General features: G+C 49.7%; 15 protein-coding genes. 14 read left to right on the plus strand and 1 reads right to left on the minus strand.

What is annotated here, in order from left to right; translation table 11 throughout:
• The first annotated feature begins 200 nt into the window (after window positions 1–200).
• Window positions 201–1793: a xylulokinase gene (locus ACY2VW_RS02500; RefSeq protein ID WP_461876920.1), complete on the plus strand. Its 1593-nt coding sequence runs from the start codon at window positions 201–203 to the stop codon at window positions 1791–1793.
• 34 nt (window positions 1794–1827) lie between these two features.
• Window positions 1828–2523 carry an L-ribulose-5-phosphate 4-epimerase gene (locus ACY2VW_RS02505; protein ID WP_022461490.1) on the plus strand — a complete coding sequence of 232 codons (696 nt, stop codon included), beginning with the start codon at window positions 1828–1830 and terminating at the stop codon, window positions 2521–2523.
• 81 nt (window positions 2524–2604) lie between these two features.
• Here ACY2VW_RS02505 and ACY2VW_RS02510 read toward each other — a convergent pair whose 3' ends face one another.
• Complete coding sequence (locus tag ACY2VW_RS02510; RefSeq protein WP_461876877.1) at window positions 2605–3633, minus strand: LacI family DNA-binding transcriptional regulator; 1029 nt, start codon at window positions 3631–3633, stop codon at window positions 2605–2607.
• Between the two features lie 313 nt (window positions 3634–3946).
• Here ACY2VW_RS02510 and ACY2VW_RS02515 point away from each other — a divergent pair, with 313 nt between their 5' ends.
• The 12 genes from ACY2VW_RS02515 (at window position 3947) to rseP (ending at window position 15831) form a co-directional block, all read left to right on the plus strand.
• Window positions 3947–5320 (plus strand): ABC transporter substrate-binding protein, encoded by a 1374-nt coding sequence (locus ACY2VW_RS02515; protein WP_461873167.1) that lies wholly within the window; start codon window positions 3947–3949, stop codon window positions 5318–5320.
• 27 nt (window positions 5321–5347) lie between these two features.
• The gene (locus ACY2VW_RS02520; protein ID WP_461873166.1) at window positions 5348–6220 is read left to right on the plus strand and encodes a carbohydrate ABC transporter permease; all 873 of its coding nucleotides are present in this window, start codon (window positions 5348–5350) and stop codon (window positions 6218–6220) included.
• Window positions 6220–7080, plus strand: coding sequence for a carbohydrate ABC transporter permease (locus ACY2VW_RS02525; RefSeq protein WP_461876878.1), 861 nt, complete (start codon window positions 6220–6222; stop codon window positions 7078–7080). Before ACY2VW_RS02520 ends, ACY2VW_RS02525 begins: the two co-directional genes overlap by 1 nt.
• Window positions 7081–7197: 117 nt before the next feature.
• Window positions 7198–8517 carry a glycoside hydrolase family 32 protein gene (locus ACY2VW_RS02530; protein ID WP_461876879.1) on the plus strand — a complete coding sequence of 440 codons (1320 nt, stop codon included), beginning with the start codon at window positions 7198–7200 and terminating at the stop codon, window positions 8515–8517.
• Between the two features lie 134 nt (window positions 8518–8651).
• Complete coding sequence (locus ACY2VW_RS02535) at window positions 8652–9971, plus strand: aspartate kinase (protein WP_461876880.1); 1320 nt, start codon at window positions 8652–8654, stop codon at window positions 9969–9971.
• 54 nt (window positions 9972–10025) lie between these two features.
• Window positions 10026–10271, plus strand: coding sequence for an AraC family transcriptional regulator (locus ACY2VW_RS02540; RefSeq protein ID WP_461876881.1), 246 nt, complete (start codon window positions 10026–10028; stop codon window positions 10269–10271).
• 105 nt (window positions 10272–10376) lie between these two features.
• Entirely contained in the window at window positions 10377–11075 is a 699-nt protein-coding gene (gene pyrH, locus ACY2VW_RS02545) for a UMP kinase (protein WP_022461497.1), read from the plus strand.
• A gap of 70 nt (window positions 11076–11145) precedes the next feature.
• Window positions 11146–11664, plus strand: coding sequence for a ribosome recycling factor (gene frr / locus ACY2VW_RS02550; RefSeq protein ID WP_373141022.1), 519 nt, complete (start codon window positions 11146–11148; stop codon window positions 11662–11664).
• Between the two features lie 128 nt (window positions 11665–11792).
• Complete coding sequence (gene uppS / locus ACY2VW_RS02555) at window positions 11793–12530, plus strand: polyprenyl diphosphate synthase (RefSeq protein WP_461876882.1); 738 nt, start codon at window positions 11793–11795, stop codon at window positions 12528–12530.
• A 3-nt stretch (window positions 12531–12533) separates the two neighbouring features.
• On the plus strand, window positions 12534–13325 hold the full coding sequence (locus ACY2VW_RS02560) for a phosphatidate cytidylyltransferase (RefSeq protein ID WP_461876883.1): 792 nt from the start codon (window positions 12534–12536) through the stop codon (window positions 13323–13325).
• 52 nt (window positions 13326–13377) lie between these two features.
• Window positions 13378–14532, plus strand: coding sequence for a 1-deoxy-D-xylulose-5-phosphate reductoisomerase (locus ACY2VW_RS02565; protein ID WP_461876884.1), 1155 nt, complete (start codon window positions 13378–13380; stop codon window positions 14530–14532).
• A 6-nt stretch (window positions 14533–14538) separates the two neighbouring features.
• Window positions 14539–15831, plus strand: coding sequence for an RIP metalloprotease RseP (gene rseP / locus ACY2VW_RS02570; RefSeq protein ID WP_461876885.1), 1293 nt, complete (start codon window positions 14539–14541; stop codon window positions 15829–15831).
• The last annotated feature ends 32 nt before the right edge of the window (window positions 15832–15863 follow it).

The following is a 15863-nucleotide window of genomic DNA, read 5'->3' on the forward strand; positions in this document are numbered from 1 at the left end:
TAACAGCACTATACCCGGAACAAAAAGCGATTAATTTTCAAAGCCCAACAAAACATTGTAAAAAAGTTAATGCGAGAAAGTGCAAATTACTATGGAAATATTCAAAAATCTATTGGTTTGAGAATGCAAGCTAAACACACTTGTCTATGATTGGATGTAATTAACCATATTATTTTAAGGAGGAAAAACAAACAATGGGAATGGATGCAAAAACAGCAATCCTCGAACAGAGAACAGCACTTGGTATTGAGTTCGGCTCAACCAGAATCAAAGCCGTCCTGATCGGCGCAGACAACGCCCCGATCGCATCCGGAGATCACGAGTGGGAAAACCGCTACGACAACGGCGTGTGGACCTACACCCTCGAGGACATCTGGACGGGCCTGCAGGATGCCTATACCAAAATGGCAGCTGATGTCAAAGAAAAATACGACATCACCCTGACCCGCGTCGGAGCCATCGGCTTCAGTGCCATGATGCACGGCTATATGGCATTTGACAAAGCAGGAAACCTCCTTGTGCCGTTCCGCACCTGGAGAAACAATATCACAGAAGAAGCAAGCGAGAAGCTGACCGATCTTTTCGGATTCCACATCCCGCAGAGATGGACTATCGCCCATCTGTATCAGGCAATCTTAAACGGTGAGCCGCATGTGGCAGATATCGACTACGTGACAACCCTTGCCGGATACATTCAGTGGAAAATGACCGGCGAGCGTGTCGTTGGTGTCGGCGAGGCATCTGGAATCTTTCCAATCGATTCTGAAACCAACACTTACTTTGCCGATAGGGTCGCCAAATTTGACGAGGCAGTCGCAGACAAAGCATATTCATGGAAAGCACTCGATGTTCTGCCGCACGTTCTGACTGCAGGTGACAATGCCGGTGTTCTGACAAAAGAAGGTGCCGCACTTCTCGACGTGTCCGGAAATCTGGAAGCAGGCATTCCGCTCTGCCCGCCGGAGGGCGATGCCGGAACAGGTATGGCAGCAACAAACAGCGTCCGCGTCAGAACCGGAAACGTGTCTGCCGGAACTTCCGTTTTTGCTATGATCGTTCTGGAGAAGAACCTCTCCAAAGTATACCCGGAGATCGATATGGTAACAACCCCGTCCGGTCATCCGGTTGCCATGGTGCACTGCCAGAACTGTACTTCTGATCTGAATGCATGGGTCAATCTCTTCCGTGAATTTGCGCAGACCTTCGGCATGGAAATCAGCACGAATGATCTGTTCGGCAAGCTGTACAACAAAGCCCTGGAGGGCGACGCAGACTGCGGCGGACTCCTTGCCTACAACTACTTCTCCGGCGAGCACGTAACCGGTTTCAACGAGGGTCGTCCTGTCTTCGCACGTACTCCGGATGCGAAATTCAATCTGGCAAACTTTATGAGAGTCAACCTGTTTACTTCCCTTGGCGCCCTGAAAGTCGGCCTTGACATCCTGATGAAAGAGGAGCATGTGCAGGTCGACCAGATTCTCGGCCACGGCGGTCTCTTCAAGACAAAAGGTGTCGGCCAGAAGATCCTCGCAGGTGCCATCGACGCACCGGTTTCCGTCATGGAGACAGCAGGAGAGGGCGGAGCCTGGGGCATCGCACTGCTGGCCTCTTATATGATCAACAAAGAAGAGAATGAAACACTCGAGGATTACCTCGATGCAAAAGTCTTCGCAGGAAATGCCGGAACCAAGATGGATCCGGACCCAGCAGACGTCGCTGGATTTGAAGTATTCACCGACCGCTACAAAAAAGGCCTGCCGATTGAGCGTGCAGCAGTAGAGAGCTTAAAATGAACCATCGTTTGGGAAAGACAGAAAGGACAACACAATGTTAGAAGAGCTGAAAAAAAGAGTATACGAAGCCAACATGCTTCTTCCAAAATACGGACTGGTTACCTTTACCTGGGGAAATGTCAGCGAGATTGACCGGGAAAGCGGTCTGTTCGTCATCAAACCAAGCGGCGTGGATTACGACCTGCTGACACCGGACGATATGGTTGTCATGGATCTGAACGGAAACAAAGTAGAAGGACGCTACCGTCCGTCTTCTGACACCCCGACCCATCTGGAGCTGTACAAAGCATTTCCGGAGATCGGCGGCATTGTTCACACCCATTCCTCCTATGCGACAAGCTGGGCACAGGCGGGAAGAAGCATTCCGTGCTACGGAACAACCCATGCAGACTACATCTACGGTGAAGTACCGTGCCTGCGCTGCCTGACAAAAGAAGAGATTGACGAGGCATACGAGGAAAACACCGGCCATCTGATCGTCAATGAGTTCAAACGGATGGGAAAAGATGTAAAAGCCGTTCCGGCTGTTCTCTGCAAGAACCACGGACCGTTCACCTGGGGCAAAGATGCGCATGAGGCTGTTCACAATGCTGTTGTCCTCGAAGAGGTTGCCAAAATGGCATACCGCGCTGAGACCATCAATCCGAGAATCCAGCCGGCACCGCAGGAGCTGCAGGATAAGCACTATTACCGCAAGCATGGCGCAAATGCTTATTACGGACAGAACTAAAAAGTAAGAAGATAAGAAAAGTGTCATCCACAAACTGCAGGGCACACAGTCCGCAGGTGGATGGCACTTTTTTCGATAAAATCAAGTGGTCGTCTGACGCCGGATCAGAAGCGGCGGAACGGTCTTGTGAACCGGCTCGGCAAGCGGCACCGGGTGGCGTTTTTTACGTTCCTGCATCTGGGAGACCAGAAGGGAAACAGCTTCGCCTGCAATCTGGTCAATCTGCTGGCCGACAGTGCTGATCGGATAGATAGCCTGCTCGGAAATCGGCGCACCGTCGAAGCCGATGAGTTCGTAATCGTCCGGCAGGGTATGGTATTTGCGGATCAGAAGATTTAAAAGAATATTGGCATGATCATCGTTGGAGAGGAAGATGCCCTTTTTATGACCGGCATATTTTTGTTCGATGTTGTCAAAGATTTCCTGCATCGGTGCTGCGGCTTCCTGATAGGAGAGTCCGAAATCCCGAATGATAACCTCGTGCGGTACACCGGCCTTTACACAGGCATCCTGGAAACCGGTGAGACGGCGGTAGGCAGGAACATTTTCTTTGGTCGGTGAGTTCAGATGAATCAGGACATCACAGTGGTTATGAATCAGAAGCGAAGTCGCTTCGTACGCGCCGAGGTAGTTGTCTGTATTGACACTGCTGACGAACTGGTCTTCGCGCTCAATTGCAACGACCGGGATCTGCAGATTGGAGAGTTCGCGGGAGGAGAGTGTATGGGAGAGGACGATGAGGCCCTCGATTTTGTACGACATCAGCTCCTGAATGTAGCGGCGCTCCGTCTCGCCGTGGCCGTTTCCGGCGAAGACGAGGAATTTATAGCCATATTTTTCATAAGAAGCAAGAATCTGATTCAGCATCTCGGAATAGTAGTTCATGGAGAGACTCGGGATCAGGACGCCGACAAATTCGGTCTGTCCGTTCGCGAGGATTTTTGCCACTTTGTTTTCTTTATAGTTCAGTTTATCCAGTGCATCGGAAATGATCTGCTGATTTTCCAGTGTCAGGGAATCCGGGTTGTTGAAATACCGGGAAATGGTTGTTTTGGAAAAATGCGTGTACTGTGCAATATCATTAAAGGTTACATTTTTTTTTCGTGCCATAAGTTCAAGTGTCCTTCCCTTCAAAAGTGTTGCGTGAATCGTGTAAGTTTTCAGAAAAAAAACAAATAGTATATGAATATAGTATAACATTTCTCGCCCGCCGGAACAAGCGGGAATCGGTTAAGTAACCGGTTTTGTAAAAGTTCCACAAAAGCCAAAAACAAAATTATGGAAAATCACGAAAAGTAAAGAAAATATTGACGAAACCCACTGTCAATGCTATGATAAAGACAACGAAAGTAACCGGTTACTTGACCGGTTACACAAAACGAAGGACAGGACCCGCTGTCCAGAGATAACAGGAGGAATTGTGATGAGAAAGAAATTTAGTGCCAGGGCGGCAGCTCTTGGAATGTCCGGCGTGCTTCTTACTTCTGCACTGACCGGATGCACCTTCGGCTTCGCAAGCGATCCGGATGACCCGAACGCAGTAAAAGAAGAAGTGCCGATCGACATGACCACCGATACCTTCCAGTACGATACGTCGCTTTCCGGAACGAGTATCGTCATCATGAACACAAAAGCAGAAATCCAGACAGCACTGGAAGAGATTGCAAAAGTGTTCGAGGAGAAAGCAGGCGTACATATTGAGATCATGCCGGTAACGGACGGCGATTCTCCTTATACCAAAGTAGTCAGCCTCTACAATTCCGGAAACCCGCCGACACTTTCCATTCTGGATACGACCGATGTCATTGCGCTGGCAGAGGAAAAAGCAGCCGACTTAAGCAATGAAGCATGGACCGGTGAGGCAGAAGAGTACCTGACCAAAATCAACGGAAAGGTTTACAGCTTCCCACTCTGTATCGAGGGCCGCGGTATTATCTACAACAAGAGCGTGATCGAAGATACCTTAGGTACCGAGTTCGATCCATCCGAGATCAAAACCCAGGACGACTTCGCAGCACTCCTCCAGAGCCTGCGGGACAACGGAATGAAAAATCCGATCTCCATGGCAAAAGAAGACTGGTCCCTTGGTGCACATCAGCTGCAGTACATCTACGAGACATACGACGGAACCTCCGACGGTGCAGCAGAAGTCATCAACGAGCTGAAAGACGGAACCTTATATCTGCCGGACTACAGCCGCATGAATGAGTTCCTGAATGCCTTTGATCTGTTAAAAGAGTACAACGTAGCAAAGGGCGACCCGCTCGGCGCAGATTACGATGAGATGGCAATTGACCTGGCAGACGGAAAAACCGCTTTCTGGTTTAACGGAAACTGGGCATGGCCGAACCTCGAGGAGGCAGGTGCTGAGACGACCGACGAGTACGGCTTCCTTCCATACTTTATGAACAACGATCCGGACGACTTCGTCAACAGCAAAATCCAGGCATCCCCGTCCAAACAGATCATGCTGGATGATATCGTGGCAACCGACGCGCAGAAAGCAGCAGCAAAAGAGTTCCTGAACTGGCTGGTTTACAGTGAGATCGGACAGCAGATGGTTGTAAAAACCTGCAGCCTGATCCCACCGTTTAAAAACAATCCGAACGAGCCAAGCGATCCGTTAAGCTGCGACATCTATGAAAAAGTACAGAACGGCGAAGCATTCAACGCATCCGCGATCGTGCCGAACGACCACTGGTCTGTCCTTGGTGCGGCAATGCAGAAATATCTGGCCGGAAGAAGTGACCGCGGGGAACTGATGGATTCCATCCAGGCATACTGGGATGAGCAGTAGGCCGGAGGATATGAAGGAGGAACGAAAATGAAATCAAGCAACAAGGGAAAAGATTTCTGTGTATTTGCGCTGCCGGGCCTGTTCTGCTTCCTGGCAGTCGTCATGGTACCGTTTGTCTACGGTATTTACCTGACCTTAACCGACTGGAACGGTGTTTCCAGTGTGAAAAACTTTGTAGGACTTTCCAACTTCGCAGCCGTTATGCGCGACGCGCAGTTCTGGAAATCCCTGCTGCTAACCTTTAAATATGTCATTGCGGTTGTTGTTCTCGTCAATGTGATCGCCTTTTTGCTGGCTTACATCCTGACCCGCGGCATCAAAGGCCAGAACTTCTTCCGTGCCGGATTTTTCACCCCGAACCTGATCGGCGGTATCGTTCTTGGATACATCTGGCAGTTCGTATTCTCCCGTGTTTTCGTCAGCATCGGCGAGACCACAGGATGGAGCCTGTTTGAAATCTCTTGGCTTTCCACTCCGAACAAAGCGTTTGCAGCTCTGGTACTCGTTTCGGTATGGCAGCTGGCAGGATACATGATCCTGATCTACGTTGCCGGCTTTATGGGACTTTCTGAGGACGTGCTCGAGGCTGCAAGCATCGACGGTGCATCCGGCTGGGTAAAGATGAAAAATATTATCCTCCCGCTGATGATGTCCTCCGTTACCATCTGCCTTTTCCTGACCCTGTCCCGTGCGTTCATGGTATACGATGTCAACCTTTCCTTAACCGGCGGTGCTCCGTACGGAACCACCGAGATGGCAGCGATGCACGTATATGAGAAAGCATTCACATCGAGACAGTTCGGTGTCGGCCAGGCAGAAGCCTTTATCCTGTTTATCATTGTAGCCTGCATCAGCGGTATTCAGGTATACACCACCAAGAAGAGGGAGGTTGAAGCATAATGAATCAGAAGAAAATTGGCGGAACAAAGAAAAAAGTAACCGACGCGCTGGCTATGCTCCTTATGATCATCGTTTTTTGTGCGTTCATGTTCCCGTTTGCCATGGTTATCATCAACTCCTTAAAACAGAAACGTGATATCATCAAGAGCCCGTTCTCCTGGCTGTTTACGATCAAAGGTCTTTCATTTGATAACTTTGTAAAAGCATTCAATCAGATGAATTTCCTGAATGCCTTTAAGAACTCTCTGGTTGTAACTGTAACAGCAACCGTACTGGTTACGGTACTTGCAGCTATGCTGGCTTACTACATCGTGCGTAATGTCAACGTATTTTCCAATATCATCTTTGCACTGATGGTTGCATCCATGATCATTCCGTTCCAGGCAATCATGATACCGCTTGTCAGTGTATACGGCGGAACCTTGAACATTCTGAACCACAGACTGACCCTGATCTTCATGCATACCGGATTTTCCATGGCGATGTCCGTGTTTATGTTCCACGGATTTATCCGCGGAAGTATCCCGCTGGCGCTGGAGGAAGCCGCTTACATCGACGGCTGTACCCACACCCAGACCTTCTTCCGCATCGTGTTCCCGCTGTTAAAGCCGATCATTTCCACCATGGTAATCATGAATGCGATGGCATTCTGGAATGACTTCCTGCTGCCGTCCCTGGTACTGACCGACAAAAAGCTGCTGACTCTGCCGCTTTCCACCTACAGCTTCTACGGAACCTACTCCGCAGATTACGGAACCATCATGGCAGGCCTTCTGCTCTGTGTCATCCCGATCCTGATTCTGTACGTCGTACTGCAGAAACAGATCATCAACGGTGTCGTAGCCGGAGCAGTGAAATAAAATAACAGAAATGACAGAACAGCCGGGCAAAGGAGGGCGGAACAAAAAAGCTTTCTTTTCCCGGCTTTTCTTAGTAAAACAACAGGAACGAGACAGAAAGGAAAGGAAACGAAACACATGAAAAACAGATTGCACGTAAAAGCGCCGGGCAACTGGGTGAATGACCCGAACGGCATGATTTATTACAAAGGACAGTATCATCTTTTCTACCAGCATTTTCCATATGCACCGCGGTGGGGTACGATGCACTGGGGCCATGCGGTGAGCCCGGATCTGATTCACTGGGAGCACGTCGGTGTTGCCCTGTTCCCGAGTCTTTCTGAGGATCAGAACGGCTGCTTTTCCGGAAGCGCGGTAGAAGAGGACGGCGTGATGCATCTCTTTTACACTGGTGTTCATTATAATCAGGTAGATCCGAAAGATATTCATGCGTGCCTGAATGGTGACTTTACCTCGTCGCAGCTTCACCTGACCTCGAAAGACGGCATGCATTTTGATGTGTTCGGGGATAAAGAGGTTGTTATCCCGGCACTCACCGATCCGGAAATCGGCGACAATACGCACACACGCGATCCAAAGGTATGGAAGGGAAGCGATGCGTGGTACATGGTGCTTGGAAGCACGACGAAGGATCACAAGGGCGAGGCATTATTCTATAAGAGTGAGGATCTTTCCCACTGGCATCTGGCCGGACAGGCGACGACGAAACAGAAACTTGGCTGGATGTGGGAGTGTCCGGATCTCTTTACCGTGAATGGACGCAGCGTCTTTGTATTCTCTCCGATGGAACTGATCGAGGATACCGACGGCTATGCAGATCAGGCGATCTGCATGCTGCCTGACTTTGATGAGAAAACCTGTACGATGGAGTTCCCGGAGAGCTGGCAGCTTCTGGACTGCGGCGGCGATCTCTATGCACCGCAGACCATGACAGATGCGGACGGAAACCGGATTTCCATCGCATGGCTTCGGATGCCGGAACCGGTAGATGGTACATGGAATGGTATGTTCTGTCTGCCGCGTGTGGTGGAGGTAGAAAACGATCACATCTATTTCCGCGTTCTTCCTGCTATCCGCGATGGATTCTGCAAAAAGACAGATTCCATTGTCTCTGCCTGCGGGGAGTGTGTCATGATCCGAGCTGAATTAAAAGAAGGTGAGAGTCTGGAAATCGGCGGCTATAAGATCTGGCGGCAGAGCGGCAAGGTCTGCGCAGACCGTACAAACGTCTATCCGTCCGGCGCAAAAGGATGGCTCTATGCGGAGACACCGCAGTTAAAAGAGGGCGATCTTCTCGAGATTTTCGTAGATCCGAATATGATCGAAATCTATGCAAACAACGGCGAGTACGTATTAAGCCAGGCGGTTTACGGGCTTGGAGAGACATTCTCCTATGAAATGGAGAAAAAACCGGAAATTTATCTGTGGAATGAATAAATCAGCCCAAAAAGTTCTTGACGCATACGAGATTTTGTTCTAATCTAGTACGTAACAGCTTTCTAACGTTAAAGTGACGGGCTGAAAAACGAGATTTCGAAAGATATCCGAAAAGAACGCAAGGAGAGATTATTATGAAGAAAGTAGTAAAATTCGGCGGCAGCTCCCTCGCGAGCGCAGAGCAGTTTAAGAAGGTCGGAGACATCATCCGCGCAGATGAGGGAAGAAGATACGTGGTACCTTCCGCTCCTGGAAAACGAAATTCTGCTGATACGAAAGTAACCGATATGCTGTATGACTGCTACCGCACTGCAGCTGCCGGAAGAGATTTCAAGAAGAAACTGCAGAATATCAAAGCGAGATATCAGGAGATCATCGATGGTCTGAACCTCAGCCTGGATCTTTCCCCGGAATTTGAAAAAATCGCAGAAAACTTTGCAGCAGCAGCCGGAGAGGACTACGCCGCATCCCGCGGAGAGTACCTGAACGGTATCGTGATGGCAAATTATCTGGGATATACGTATATTGATTCTGCAGAAGTGATCTGCTTCGACGAGAACGGAAACTTTCTTGCAGACAAGACTGACAAAGTGCTTTCCGAGCGTTTAAAAGATCTGGATAACGCAGTCGTTCCTGGATTCTACGGCGCAAAACCGGACGGAAGCGTAAAAACCTTCTCCCGCGGCGGTTCTGACATCACCGGTTCCATCGTGGCAAAGGCCGTACACGCTGACATCTACGAGAACTGGACCGACGTTTCCGGTTTCCTGGTAACCGATCCGCGTATCGTCAAAGATCCGGAAGTCATTTCCACCATTACCTACCGCGAGCTGCGTGAGCTTTCCTACATGGGAGCTACCGTACTTCATGAGGACTCCATCTTTCCGCTCCGCCAGGAGGGCATTCCGATCCACGTGCTGAACACCAACGCACCGCAGGATCCGGGAACCATGATTGTAGAGAATACCTGCAGCAAACCGAAATTCACCATCACCGGTATTGCAGGAAAGAAAGGTTTCGCTTCGATCACCGTAGAGAAGAGCATGATGAATACCGAGATCGGCTTTGGCAGAAAAATGCTCGGTGTCTTTGAAGATAATAATCTTTCCTTTGAACATATGCCGTCCGGTATTGATACGATGACCGTATTCGTTCATCAGAATGAGTTCGCAGAAAAAGAGCAGCAGATCATCGCAGGACTGCACCGCGCCGTACAGCCGGATTCCATCGAGCTTGAGTCCGATCTGGCACTGATCGCTGTGGTAGGCCGCGGCATGAGAAGAACGAGAGGCACAGCCGGAAGAATCTTCTCTGCACTGGCACACGCACATGTTAATGTCAAGATGATCGACCAGGGTTCCAGTGAACTCAACATCATCATCGGCGTGGAGAACCGCGATTTCGAGACTGCAATCAAAGCGATCTATGATATCTTTGTGGTAGCACAGATCTAAAATGAATCTATAAAAAATCTCTGTCAGGAGTCTGAACTTCCGACAGAGATTTTTTTGTGGCTTTTATGCCGCCGTATCGCGGAATTCTTTTCGAATGGTGAATGTAAAAATACAGATTACCACACAGCAGATGATCCAGGTCGTCGGTTCGCAGAAGCAGACAGCGCGGTAACCGATCTGCGGAATACAAATGAAGAGATTATGACGATTGCGCTGAACTATCAATTTTCCTCGCCGGGGTATTTTTCAAAGAGATTTAAAAGCTACACTGGCCTCACGCCGACCGAGTACCGCAGGTAAACAGAAACGAATTTTGCCCTTGTCGTTTTGGGGAACAGATGGTATAATCATTTCATAAATGCAAGACATTTGTGAAAAAATATCATAAAGGAACGAGGATGCAAGATGAAACGACGAGTATTACTGAAATTGAGCGGAGAAGCTCTTGCAGGAGAAAAACACACCGGTTTTGATGAGCCGACCGTCACAAAAGTGGCAAAACAGGTAAAAACTCTGGTAGACCAGGGAATTGAAGTCGGCATCGTAATCGGAGGAGGAAACTTCTGGAGAGGACGCAGTTCCGAAAATATCGACCGTACCAAAGCAGACCAGATCGGTATGCTGGCAACCGTTATGAACTGTATCTATGTATCAGAAATCTTCCGTTCCCAGGGAATGATGACCGCAGTTCTGACTCCATTCCCATGCGGAGAGTTCACAAAAGGATTTTCCAAAGACCGTGCAAACAAATATTTCCAGCACAACATGGTTGTATTCTTTGCCGGCGGTACAGGCCATCCGTATTTCTCAACCGATACGGCAACCGTACTTCGCGCCATTGAGATCGAGGCAGACGAAATTCTGCTTGCAAAAGCAGTAGACGGTGTCTACGACAGCGATCCGAAGACCAATCCGGATGCAAAGAAATTTGACGAGATCTCCATTCAGGAAGTCATTGAAAAGGATCTGAAAGTGGTAGATATGACCGCATCCATCCTTTGCAAGGAAAACAAAATGCCGATGCTGGTATTTGGTTTAAATGAAGAGAACAGCATTGTAAATGCTGCAAACGGAAAAATCAACGGCACAAGAGTGACCGTATAAGAGATAGCAGGAGGACAAAATTAATATGGCAAATCAGATCGACGAGAGAGTAAAACCGTTTGAGGTAAAAATGGGCAAATCCATTGCAAGCCTCGATTCCGAATTCGGAACCATCCGCGCAGGCCGTGCAAACCCGCACGTACTGGACCGCATTACTGTAGATTACTATGGAACACCGACTCCGCTGCAGCAGGTAGCAAACATCTCTGTTCCGGAAGCACGTATGATCCAGATCCAGCCATGGGAAGCATCCCTGGTAAAAGAGATCGAGAAAGCGATCATGATGTCCGATCTTGGCATCAACCCGTCCGATGACGGAAGAGTCATCCGTCTGGTATTCCCGGAGCTTACCGAGGACCGTCGTAAAGAGCTGGTAAAAGAGGTAAAGAAAAAAGCCGAGGGCGCAAAAGTAGCCATCCGCAACATCCGCCGCGATGCCAATGATGCGTTCAAGAAACTTGCCAAAGAGGACGTTTCCGAGGACGAAATCAAAGAACTCGAGGAGCAGACCCAGAAATTAACAGACAAATACATCAAAGAAGTAGATCAGATGGTGGACGTAAAATCCAAAGAAATTATGACCGTGTAATACCGGAGCGTAAATGCTCTGAGCGAGGGCTGCCTGTCATTTGCAGGCAGCCTGTTGTTTTGTATATCGAAAAGGAATCACTTTTTGAATCGTTCGTTTACGGGAAACAATTTACGGAGGAAAAGAACATGGAAAATGAGTTAAAAGTGCCGAATCACATCGCCATCATTCTCGATGGAAACGGGCGATGGGCGAAAAAACGGAATATGCCGCGCGGCTACGGCCATATTGTCGGGTGTGACAACCTGGAAAAAATGTGTGACGTGATCAAAGATATGGGTGTCAAATACCTGACCGTCTATGCATTCTCGACTGAGAACTGGAAACGATCCCGCGCCGAGGTGGAGGGACTCTTAAAGCTGTTCCGCCAGTATCTGAAACGGTGCATCAAGAAAGCACATAAAAACCAGATGCGTGTCAAAATTATCGGAGATCCGAGCGCATTCCCGCAGGATATCCAGGATAGCATTCGTGAGCTTGAGGAGTGCTCCAAAGACTATGATCACATGTACTTCCAGATTGCGATGAATTACGGTTCCAGAGACGAGATCCTGCGCGGTATGACCCGCATGATCGAGGACGTAAAAAACGGAACTCTCGCAGAAAATGCGTTTGATGAAGACGGAAAGCTGACAGAGCAGTGTTTTGAGAGCTATCTCGATACTGCCGGAATTCCGGATCCGGATCTTCTGATCCGCACAAGCGGTGAACAGCGCCTTTCCAACTATCTGATGTGGCAGCTTGCTTACACAGAGTTTTATTTTACCGATGTTCCATGGCCGGATTTTCATGAAGAGGAATTGAGAAAAGCCATAGTACAATATAATAACAGAGATCGGCGCTACGGCGGCGTGAAGGAGGAATAAAAGATGTTTAAGACAAGGCTGTTAAGCGGTATCGTGCTTGTACTTGTGGCACTGCTTACCATCTGCAGTGGCGGAACTGTGCTCTATATGACGGTGCTCTGTCTGTCGCTGATTGGCGCAGGAGAGCTGTTCCGTGTCATGAAAGTAAGAGAAGACAAGTGGAACCTGCTGGAAATCACAGGCTATGCGGGCGTTGTGATTTTCTATCTGTCCCTGCTGCTTCAGGATCCGATGTACCAGATGCTTGCACTGATCCTGGATCTCGTGCTTCTGATGGCAGTATACGTATTTACTTATCCAAAATACAACGCCAATCAGGTGATGCCAGCGTTCTTTGCAATTGTCTATGTCGGCGTAATGCTTTCCTATGTATACCAGACCCGTATGCTGGACGGCGGAAAATTCCATGTATGGCTGATTTTCCTGTGTTCCTGGGGCTGTGACACGTGTGCATACTGCGTGGGCGTGCTTTTTGGAAAACATAAAATGGCGCCGGTTTTAAGCCCGAAAAAATCCGTAGAAGGAGCTGTCGGCGGTATCGTCGGAGCAATTCTGCTCGGTATCATCTATGCGGCTGCAACAAAGGGCGGCATGATGGAATATGCGATTATCTGCGGTGTCGGCGCGCTGATCTCCATGGTCGGAGACCTTGCGGCATCCGCAATCAAACGAAATCAGGGCATCAAGGATTACGGAAAGCTGATTCCGGGCCACGGAGGCATTCTTGACCGCTTTGACAGCGTAATCTTTACCGCACCGATCATCTATTTCCTGTCGGTGCTTCTGATTCACTAGAAAAAAGCTTCCCACACAGCATAAACGGGAAGCAGATGGGAGAAACTGGAATATGAAGAAAATAGCAATTCTTGGTTCAACCGGTTCGATCGGAACCCAGACCCTCGATGTCGTGCGTGCCAACGGCGATCTTGAGGTGGTCGGCATCAGCGCCGGAAGCAATATTACCCTGCTCGAGCAGCAGATCCGGGAATTTCATCCAAAATTTGCGGCAGTCGGTGATGAGGCGAAAGCGGCAGAACTCCGTGACAGAGTGAAGGATCTTCCTGTAAAAATCGGCAGCGGCATGGACGGCATGCTCGAGCTTGCTACGATGCCGGAGAGTGAAATCCTTGTGACAGCGATCGTCGGCATGATCGGCATCCGCCCGACGGTTGCGGCGATGAAGGCAGGAAAAGACATTGCACTGGCAAACAAAGAGACACTGGTAACGGCGGGACACATTATTATGCCGCTGGCCAAAGAATGCGGCGTGCAGATTCTTCCGGTTGACAGTGAGCACTCGGCAATTTTCCAGTGCCTGCACGGGGAAAACAGAAAAGAAATCGATAAGCTTCTGATCACCGCATCCGGCGGTCCGTTCCGTGGAAAGACGAGAGCAGAGCTCGAAAACGTAACGGTAGAGCAGGCGCTCCGCCATCCAAACTGGTCGATGGGCCACAAGATTACCATCGATTCCGCGACACTCGTCAACAAAGGACTCGAGGTTATGGAAGCAAAATGGCTGTTCGGTGTCGACCTCGACCACATCCAGGTTGTGGTACAGCCAAAGAGCATCATTCATTCGATGGTAGAATTTAAAGACGGCGCCGTCATGGCACAGCTTGGCACGCCGGATATGAAACTGCCGATCCAGTATGCACTGTATTACCCGGAGCGCCGCTTCCTTGCAGGCGACCGCCTCGACTTTGCGGCGCTGACACAGATCACGTTTGAAAAACCGGATATGGAGACCTTCCTCGGCCTTCCGATGGCAATGCAGGCGTCCCGGACGGGCGGCTCCATGCCGACGGTCTTCAATGCGGCAAATGAACGCGCCGTTGCACTGTTCCTCGCGAAGAAGATCCGTTTCCTCGAGATTTACGACGTGATCGCCGGTGCAATGGAAGCACACAAAACGATTGCCGATCCGACGCTGGAGCAGATTCTCGCGACGGAGCAGGAGACGTATGAATGGATTGCAAGCAGATATAAGATGGGAGAATAAGACAGCATGATTGTAAAAATCCTGATAGCCGTACTCATTTTCGGAATTACCGTCATTATCCATGAGCTGGGGCACTTTCTTCTGGCGAAGGCGAATGGCATTACCGTGACGGAATTTTCGATCGGCTTTGGCCCGACTGTCGTGAAGACAGAAAAAGGAGGAACGATCTATTCCTTAAAACTTCTGCCTTTCGGCGGCGCGTGCCAGATGCTCGGCGAGGACGGTGAAGAGGAGGGGGAAGGAACCTTTAACAGCAAATCCGTGTGGGCAAGAATTTCCGTCGTTGCGGCGGGACCGGTGTTCAACATGATTCTGGCATTTTTCTGTGCGATCTTTGTGATCAGCTACGCGGGAAGCTCCCCGGCGCGCGTCACAGAAGTTGCGGACGGTTCGCCGGAGGCAGAGGCAGGCCTCGAAGCGGGAGATATTATCACATCCTACGAGGGAAGACATATTTCCATCGGAAAAGAGCTGAACTCCGTGATGACGGTACAGGGCGTGCCGACGGATGAGATTACGCTGGAGGTCAAAAAGGCCGATGGAGAAAAGAAAACGATCACATATGAACCGACGATGACGACGCGGTATATGATGGGCTTCAATTACGATGACTGCGACCGCGGCATGGAATTCACGTATGTGCAGCAGAATATGCCGCTTGCCGCTGCGGGTGTTGTTGCGGGCGACCTGCTCGTATCGATCAACGGAGCGCCGATCACCTGTGTGGCAGATTTTACTGCTTACCAGACAGAGCATCCTTTCGATGGAAGCGCTGTGACGCTGGAGTATGAGCACAGCCAAAAGACGAAAGAGATTACGGTGACACCGGTTGAAAACACGTATGCGAATGTACAGTTTTCGTATCAGCTCCGGGAGAAACAGTCCCCGATCGGCGTGCTGAAATACAGCGTGCTGGAGATCAAATACTGGGTGCGCACCGTCATTGACAGCGTCGGTATGCTGATTACCGGACAGTATTCCGTGAACGATCTTTCCGGCCCGGTCGGCGTGGTGGATGCGATCGGAACCGCCTATGATGATGTAAAATCGCAGGGCGTTCTGGTTACGGTGATGACGATGCTGAACATGGTGATTCTGCTGTCATCGAACCTTGGCGTCATGAACCTGCTGCCGCTCCCGGCACTCGATGGCGGACGGCTTGTCTTTCTGATCATAGAAGCCATACGCAGAAAACCGATCCGGCGTGATCTGGAAGGCATGGTTCACTTCGCGGGCCTGGTGCTGCTGATGGCGTTGATGGTCTACGTCATGATCCACGACGTCCAGCGGATCCTGTAAATCGAAAAGTGAAAAGCAACAAAGCCTCATAT

Source organism: Fusicatenibacter sp., assembly GCF_977045365.1.